Source organism: Pseudoalteromonas sp. TB41 (genome assembly GCF_000497975.1).
Classification (GTDB): Bacteria; Pseudomonadota; Gammaproteobacteria; order Enterobacterales; family Alteromonadaceae; genus Pseudoalteromonas; species Pseudoalteromonas tetraodonis.
Genome location: NZ_AUTH01000018.1, coordinates 1 through 4,384 on the forward strand (window position 1 = coordinate 1; position 4,384 = coordinate 4,384).

7 protein-coding genes and 1 pseudogene are annotated in these 4,384 nt (G+C 39.3%); 6 read left to right on the forward strand and 2 right to left on the reverse strand.

The genetic code is table 11. From position 1 onward, the window contains the following. Nucleotides 1–444 (forward strand): transposase (locus tag L641_RS0103060; RefSeq protein ID WP_024601066.1); only part of this gene is annotated, 444 nt, incomplete at its 5' end. A 221-nt stretch (nucleotides 445–665) separates the two neighbouring features. Next, nucleotides 666–1,106: pseudogene (locus L641_RS0103065) on the forward strand (tyrosine-type recombinase/integrase); the annotation flags it as partial. Nucleotides 1,107–1,301: 195 nt separating this feature from the next. Here the strand turns inward: L641_RS0103065 and cadR are convergent. Beyond that, a complete protein-coding gene (cadR, locus tag L641_RS0103070; RefSeq protein WP_004588587.1) occupies nucleotides 1,302–1,691 on the reverse strand; it encodes a Cd(II)/Pb(II)-responsive transcriptional regulator in 390 nt (129 codons plus the stop codon). A gap of 106 nt (nucleotides 1,692–1,797) precedes the next feature. Between cadR and L641_RS22165 the strand changes: the two genes are divergently transcribed. The 4 genes from L641_RS22165 (at nucleotide 1,798) to L641_RS23545 (ending at nucleotide 3,708) form a co-directional block, all read left to right on the forward strand. After that, nucleotides 1,798–2,388: a cation transporter gene (locus L641_RS22165; RefSeq protein WP_253944042.1), complete on the forward strand. Its 591-nt coding sequence runs from the start codon at nucleotides 1,798–1,800 to the stop codon at nucleotides 2,386–2,388. A 284-nt stretch (nucleotides 2,389–2,672) separates the two neighbouring features. Further along, entirely contained in the window at nucleotides 2,673–3,050 is a 378-nt protein-coding gene (locus tag L641_RS0103080) for a MerR family transcriptional regulator (protein WP_010557530.1), read from the forward strand. A gap of 65 nt (nucleotides 3,051–3,115) precedes the next feature. Next, complete coding sequence (gene merC, locus L641_RS0103085; protein WP_024601094.1) at nucleotides 3,116–3,505, forward strand: organomercurial transporter MerC; 390 nt, start codon at nucleotides 3,116–3,118, stop codon at nucleotides 3,503–3,505. After that, on the forward strand, nucleotides 3,493–3,708 hold the full coding sequence (locus tag L641_RS23545) for a GDCCVxC domain-containing (seleno)protein (protein ID WP_076916053.1): 216 nt from the start codon (nucleotides 3,493–3,495) through the stop codon (nucleotides 3,706–3,708). The genes merC and L641_RS23545 overlap by 13 nt, the downstream gene beginning before the upstream one ends. 232 nt (nucleotides 3,709–3,940) lie before the next feature. Here L641_RS23545 and L641_RS0103090 read toward each other — a convergent pair. After that, nucleotides 3,941–4,384 (reverse strand): transposase (locus L641_RS0103090; protein WP_024601095.1); only part of this gene is annotated, 444 nt, incomplete at its 5' end.

Below are 4,384 nucleotides of genomic sequence, written 5' to 3' on the forward strand. Positions count from 1 at the left end.
TTCAAATACGATGCAAATAAAGATATTTACTTATGCCCCGCTGGTAATGAACTTCAAAATCGAATGCAGGTATTTGAGCAAGGTAAATACCTTGATGTTTACTTCAATCACATTGCTTGTCGAGATTGTAAAATAAGAAGTCAGTGCACTAACTCTAAAAAAGACCCTAGGCGAATAAGGCGGTGGGTGCATGAGATTCTGACAGAAGAAATGCTTCAAAAGCTAAAGAATGAACCTGAATTGATGCTTCATCGCAAGCAAACTGTTGAGCACCCCTTTGGCACAATTAAACTCTGGATGGGAGCTACCCACTTACTAACACGAGGTTTAAAAAGCGTGAGTACAGAAATAAGTCTTCATGTTCTGGCTTACAACTTCAGAAGAATGCTCACAATTATGGGAGTTAATGGTCTAAGTAAAGCGATTAGAGTAGCGTTGCTATAGCAGTTTCGCTCGCGCGGAGAAAATTGCAATACTGAGAAAAAATCGATCGCAACCATCCTAGATGGTTTTAAACTAAGAACATACCCAAGACAATTTATTAAAAATTAGTTTTTACACAGTCTGGGCACCGAACCGCCCGTCGACTCTAACTCATAATTGTCCAAATCCTAATCAGTAATACATCCACTATCCTCATAGTGACTTTTAAATAGGAGGTCACTATGAAACCAGAACTAAATCACAATGCTACTAGTGTGAAACGTCCTTTCAAGCTTGAAGAGATTTGGCGTATTCGCACTCGAATTGAAATTCAAAATAACTTGATGCAATTAGCTTTACTTAATTTGGCTATAGATAGCAAGCTAAGATCATGTGACTTACTCTCTTTAAAAGTTCGAGACGTCACTACTCTCGATCAAGTATTTGAAAGGGTTCAATTAACGCAGAAGAAAACTGGGATCGAAGTTCAATTTGAGATAACTCCGAGAACACAACAAAGTATTATCCATTGGATTCAAGAAGTTAAGTTGCAACCCAGTGATTATTTGTTTCGGAGTATACGTCGCTCCAATCAACCAATAAGCTATTCATATTACAGGTCTATCATCAGGAGCTGGGCTGAGCAATTAGGACTTGATTGCAAATTTGGACAGCATGATGTGCATGAACATCATTATCAGGACTGATTCCGATGTAAATCGCTTTGTAGGGCCACAAATGAATATGCATGGCTGACTCAGTATCAAAAGTTCAGGCTATTGATTTTTGCCTTATAAATCTACACAAATGACGAATGTTAGCCGATAGATACACGTTGAGGCGAGTGCGCACAGTGAAACTGTGTGCTTCTTACACTTTTAAGTGTGTAAATAATTTAAAATGCCACAGTCCCTAATGGTTTTGTTTTGATCACACTTTGACGCCATATTTTCGAGTGATGACTTTAATGCGTTTAGCTCTTCAATGCGAATAATGACGTCTGATAAATGCTTAGCTATTAACGTATTGATATTTGAACAGCTCTGATCTGGCTTCGAACGACTGTCCATGAGCGTTTTTACTTCCATGATAGACATATCCAATGAACGACACTGTTTAATAAATAGGAGTTGTTCAATAGTCCCCTTGTCGTAGACACGATAATTTCCACTTGAGCGCTTGAGCTCAGGCAATAGCCCTTTCTTTTCATAAAAACGAATGGTCTGAATACTACAACCTGTCGTCTTTGCGACATCACCAATTTTCATTTTTTACTCCTAACCGTTGACTCTATACCAAGTATAGACTTTATACTCATACTATTCATCAGTAAAGAGTGTGTTTCTAATGAGCGGATGTGGGTGCTAAGTTGAAATAAAAGACCAGTCTCAACGACAGGTTTTGTATTGGCTTTTGGGAATAAACGCGACAATGTTTGTTATAGAAATGGGGATCGGGTTGCTTGCTGATTCAACCGCATTAATAGCCGATTCACTTGATATGCTCGCCGACGCAGTTGTCTATGGTGTTGCCCTTTATGCTATTGGTAAATCGCTATTGCACAAAGCCAATGCGGCTAGAATTAGCGGCTTTTTTCAGATGGCACTGGGTGTGTTGATTATCATTGATATTGTAAGACGGTCAATTTACGGTAGCGAACCTGTATCGGGACTAATGATGGCTATGGGGGCAGTTGCACTGGTTGCTAATGTCATTTGTCTTGTGATCATACGCAAACAAAGAAATGAAGAAGTGCATATGCGGGCAAGCTGGATATTTTCAGCCAACGATGTGATTGCCAACTTAGGTGTTATCTCTGCTGGCGTTTTGGTGTTTTGGCTCGATTCTCGATGGCCTGATCTGGTTATCGGTGTGATAGTTTCGTGCGTTGTGTTGCGCGGGGCAAAAATGATCCTCGAAGATGCTGGAAATGAAAGACAGCGAGCGCTTAATGCGCAAAGTTGATAAGAAAATGCCAATTTTTAATTGCACATCAAAACTGCGTAGGTTGGCATGGCTACTTATTACTTTGCTCATGTGTCAATCGGGCTTTTCGTTCGCCGCTCAATGCGATGAATACTCTAAAACGTTTTTGTCCATCGACGATTTATCAATATAACTCACCTTTGCCCCAAAACGTGTTGAGGCGAATGCCTCAAAAGAGCGAAAACCAGTCATTGTAGTTCGAGCAATTTTACTTCGTATTGATATACTAATGTCATGATTAAAGTTGATTTTATGGTTGGACGATGAAAACAATAGGCAAGTTGGCTAAAGAACTTGATATAGGCGTAGAAACTATACGGTTTTATGAGCGGGAAGGCTTGATAAAACAGCCTCAAAAACCTCAAAATGGTTATCGTGTCTATGACGACTCAATCACCAAACAATTACAATTCATCTGTAAGGCCAAAGCACTTGGCTTTACTCTAAAAGAAGTGGCTTCATTGATGTCAATGGATGGCGATTGTGCCAAAGTAGAATCCCTAGGCTTGCTGAAATTGAACGTAATTCAAAATAAGATAGCTGACCTTCAACGCTTAGAAGTCGTCATAAAAGAAATGACTAATTCATGCCGCAACAATAACGATCAATCCCACTGCCCAATAATCGATTCGCTAAAATAGTATTGACTCCGTACCTACCTACGGAGTTCATACTCAAATCATTCAAATAATGTTAGACGTTAAAAATGATTAATAAGATTTTAGATAAAGTTAGCTCAGGTGGTGTTTGGCTTGCGGCTCTTAGTTGTACGGGGTGCTTCCCCGCACTCGGCTCGTTAGCATCAGCATTAGGATTAGGCTTTCTCTCTCACTTTGAGGGAATTGCTGTAAATACCTTGTTACCTATATTTGCAACTCTGGCATTGTTGGTAAATTTGTATAACTGGTATAAAAACCAAAATCATGCGAGAGGTATTCTTGGGGTTATTGGCCCTATAGCGGTTTTGTTAACCCTCTATCCACTATGGCAATACGAATGGAGCACTTATTTGTTTTATGTAGGTATTTGTTTGATGATTGTAATGTCCGTATTAGACATTGTTAAACCTTTGAAGGAGCAAACATGCAAAGTATAGAGTTAAATTCTACCATTACTTGCCCTGAGTGTGGCTTCAGTAAAACTGAAGAAATGCCAACCAACGCTTGCCAGTGGTATTATGAATGTGAATCTTGCAAAGTTCTCCTAAAGCCTTTGAAAGGCGATTGTTGCGTATATTGCTCTTATGGAACAGTGAAATGCCCGCCAATTCAAGAAGGTCAAAGTTGTTGCGATAGCTAAATGACAGTCTATTAATGGCAATGAGAAGGCATAAAAAGAAATAGTGAAATGTCAGCAATCGTATCATTGCAGCCTTTATCACTAAGTCACTCAAGGGCTGCTTTTGGCACAGACTGTGTAAAAACTAATTTTTAATAAATTGTCTTGGGTATGTTCTTAGTTTGAAACCATTTAAGATGGTTGCGATCGATTTTTTCTCAGTATCACAATTTTCTCCGCGCGAGCGAAACTGCTATAGCAACGCTACTCTAATCGCTTTACTTAGACCATTAACTCCCATAATTGTGAGCATTCTTCTGAAGTTGTAAGCCAGAACATGAAGACTTATTTCTGTCCCCACGCTTTTTAAACCTCGTGTTAGTAAGTGGGTAGCTCCCATCCAGAGTTTAATTGTGCCAAAGGGGTGCTCAACAGTTTGCTTGCGATGAAGCATCAATTCAGGTTCATTCTTTAGCTTTTGAAGCATTTCTTCTGTCAGAATCTCATGCACCCACCGCCTTATTCGCCTAGGGTCTTTTTTAGAGTTAGTGCACTGACTTCTTATTTTACAATCTCGACAAGCAATGTGATTGAAGTAAACATCAAGGTATTTACCTTGCTCAAATACCTGCATTCGATTTTGAAGTTCATTACCAGCGGGGCATAAGTAAATATCTTTATTTGCATCGTATTTGAA

What these genes read in the sequence shown, in the direction of transcription:
- cadR (WP_004588587.1), bottom strand. Translation starts at nt 1,691, where the DNA reads ATGAAAATTGGTGATGTCGCAAAGACGACAGGTTGTAGTATTCAGACC.
- L641_RS0103080 (WP_010557530.1), top strand. Translation starts at nt 2,673, where the DNA reads ATGAAAACAATAGGCAAGTTGGCTAAAGAACTTGATATAGGCGTAGAA.
- merC (WP_024601094.1), top strand. Translation starts at nt 3,116, where the DNA reads ATGATTAATAAGATTTTAGATAAAGTTAGCTCAGGTGGTGTTTGGCTT.
- L641_RS23545 (WP_076916053.1), top strand. Translation starts at nt 3,493, where the DNA reads ATGCAAAGTATAGAGTTAAATTCTACCATTACTTGCCCTGAGTGTGGC.